Raw genomic sequence first — 3,100 nt, 5'->3', positions numbered from 1 at the left:
GGCAGCTCACCACGCCGACCCGCAGCCGGTTCGGGTCGGCGTGCCGGCCCGGCGCGGTGCGGGTGCGGCCGACCGGGCTGAACGCGCGACCGGCGCGGAACCGGTAGAAGTAGTCCCGCGCCGGCCGCAGCCCGCCCACGTCGACGTGCACCGAATGCGCCAGTTCCGGCCTGGCCACGGCGAAACCGGTGCGCACCACCCGGCGGAACCGCTCGTCCTCGGCGACCTGCCAGCCCACCGGCACCGGCCGGCGCGACACCGGGTTGGCGCCGAGCGGGTCGCGCAGCAGCCGGGTCCACAGCACCACGGCATCCGGCAGCGGATCACCGCTGGCGATGCCGAGCAGGAACGGATCGGCGGTGTCCGTGACCGGCGGCGTCGCCGCCGCCGGTAGACCGATCATGGCCACCCCGACCGCGGCGGCGGTTCCGGAGAGCAGCTGACGGCGGTTGACCTCGATCGGCATCACGGACCCCTTCGTTCGGCTGATCTGGCCGCGAGGCTATCGCAGATCGACCTCCAGGGTGGCCGACCTACCGTTGGCCGGCACGTGAACCTCGGTGCCACGAGCGGTGTGCTCGACCGAGTAGTGCACCCGCTTTCCGTCCAGCCGCACCGCGGCCACCCGGGCCCCGTCCGGCAGCACCGCGCCAATGACCACCGAGGTGACGGCGGCCCCGGTCGCCAAGCCAGGTTCTACGTTTCGGTCGGGCGGAAGAACCGTCAACTCGGTGCGCGGGCCGTCCAGCCGCACCGCCACCCGCAGCCGGCGGTCACCGCCGGACACCGACACGTCGAGCGAGCCGGCGCCGAGCCGGATCGACCGGCCGCTGATCTCCCGCTGGCCGTCCGGCAGCTGCGGCACCACCGCGAGCCGTCGGTTGCCCAGGTCCGGCGCCACACCGAGGTGCTGGTGCACCACCGGCCACAGCACCCCGTAGGCGCCCCAGGCCTGCAGCGCCATCGACCGGTCGGTGAACGGCCGGTCGATGTTGGCCACGAAGTCCGGTGACGGCGCGATCTCCGGCATCGCGCCCGGGGTCTCCCAGACCGCCGGGTCGAGCTGGATCCGCGCGTTTCCGGTGGTGTAGCGGCGTTGCTGGGCCAACCGGCCGAAGTTGCCCTCGGCCACCGCCATGACCGCCGTGTTCAGCGAGAAGATCGACCGCTCACTGCCCACAGTGGACACCACGCTGTCGCAGGACGGTCCCGGGTTGCCGGCCGGCGCCGACGTGGGGCCGGTGCCGGTGTGGTACAGGCCGAACTCACCGGTGAAGCAGTCCCGCTCGCGCTGGGCCAGCGCGGCGTTGCCGTGCCCGCCGGCGGCCAGCGGCCCGGCGGCGCGGCCGGGCAGTTCGACCTCCATCGGCGTGACTCCGGTCCAGTGCCGCTGGAAGATCCGGGTGTTGTCGTTGGCCGGGTTGGCCGGATCGTCGATCGACTCGGCGTAGTTGTTCGCGTCGCCACCGGTCCACCACTGCGCCTCGAACCGGTTGCGCAGGTCGCGCGCCTTGTCTCCGGCCCACCGCGCGGTGCCGGTGTCTCCCTTGCTGGCGGCCAGATCCGCGAGGTCGAGCAGCCCGCGGATGAAGTACACCGTGCTGTCCAGCTTCTCCACGCCCATGCCGGAGCGCTCGACGTTGCCGAGCCCTTCCAGCCAGCCGTCGTGGTCGGCGTCCAGCCGGGAGTCGACGTAGCGCAGGTTGCGCACCGCGAAGTCGTACATCTCGTCGCGGAACCCGTTGTCCCCGGTCCACCGCCAGTACAGCGCGACCGCGCTGGGGAACTTCACGGTCTCGTCGGTGTTTCCGGCGTCGTCGTTGGCGCCGAAGTAGACGTCCCCGGTGGACACCACCTCGTGCACCAGCTTGCCGCTTCGCTCGTTGACCACCTCGCTGACGTCCCGCAGCGCGCGCAGGTGCGCCTTGAACGTCTCGAACTGCCCGGCGGCCACCGCGGCGAACCCGGTGTACTCGCCGTCGGTGGCGAACAGCCAGGGATAGTCCGGGAACCCGGCGCCGAACCAGCGCGCCCGGTCCAGGGTGCCCTTCGCCGCCGGATAGGCGCGGCCCTCGTCCACGTCGCGCAGGTCGAGGTCGCGCGCCTCCTGCACCGAGTCGGCCAGGTTCTGCTTGCTCCATTCGACGCTGCGCTGCAGCAGCCGGTCGCCCGGCAGGTCGACCACGGTGCGTCCGCCCACCGCGGCCCGATCGTCCACCTTGGACCGCAGGGCGCCGGCCGGATCCCGTTGCACGGCACGGAACTCGGCGGCGGCAGCAGCCGGTCCGGACTCCGAGCCGGCGACCGCGAACCACACCGTGGTCGCCCGGCCCGGGCGCAGCCGCACCTGGTAGTCCAGCCGCCCGCCGGTGCCCGCGCCGGTCGCCGAGTCGTCGCACCGGAACGGGGTCACGCCGTCCGCCGGACAGACCACCGGCGGTTCCTGCGGGCCGCGGTGCCCGGCGCCGAGCGCGTGCCCGGTCGGGGCGATCGAGGCGCCCACCACGGCCGCCCAGTCGTGCGCGCCCAGGCCCGGCGAGGTCCCGTTCTCCCGGAACACCAGCGTTCCGTCGGTGTAGCCGCCGGTGTCCGGCAGGTTGACCGCCCCGGCGCCCGGGGTGGTCCAGCCCCATGGATAGGCCGGCATCAACTCGGAATGCGCGTCCAGCGCCAGGTTCACGGTCTTCGCCGAGTCGGACCGCAGCACCAGTCCGACCACGGCGGCCCGGCGACCGTCCGGGACGAAGTCCACCCGGTCGACCTGGACTCCCGCGCTCGGCCGGTAGCCGAACCGCTGGTAGCCCGAGCCGGTCACGTAGCGGGTGGTGGCGATGTCGGTGCCGAGCCAGGCGCCGTCCACGGCGAACCACATGCCGTCCAGCAACTTGACCGGTGGCGTCCAGAGGCCGGCCATCTCGCCGCGAACGTGCCAGCCGCCGGCCGGGAAGCGCCCGGTGCCGTCGCCCATGGCGATGAACCGGTCCCCGGTGACCAGCGAGCGCCGGTCGGCGAGCCGGCTGGTCTCGGACAGCTCGGCGCGACCCGCCACAACGGCCACCGCCGAGCCGTCCGGGGACGGCTCGGCGGTGGCCGGCGGTGG

At 73.6% G+C, this 3,100-nt stretch carries 2 protein-coding genes; both read right to left on the bottom strand.

Annotated elements, in window-relative coordinates; genetic code table 11:
* Positions 1–466, bottom strand: a 466-nt coding sequence (locus tag VFO68_RS29710) for an alkaline phosphatase D family protein (protein WP_325161721.1), incomplete at its 3' end; no start/stop codon positions are given.
* A gap of 36 nt (positions 467–502) precedes the next feature.
* Positions 503–3,100, bottom strand: a 2,598-nt coding sequence (locus VFO68_RS29705) for a hypothetical protein (protein WP_325161720.1), incomplete at its 5' end; no start/stop codon positions are given.

Origin of the sequence: Actinophytocola sp. (genome assembly GCF_035712165.1) — a bacterium.
Taxonomy (GTDB): Bacteria; Actinomycetota; Actinomycetes; order Mycobacteriales; family Pseudonocardiaceae; genus DASYTH01.
Note: the sequence above shows the minus strand (reverse complement) of the source record. Positions and strands in the feature narration are given on the sequence as shown.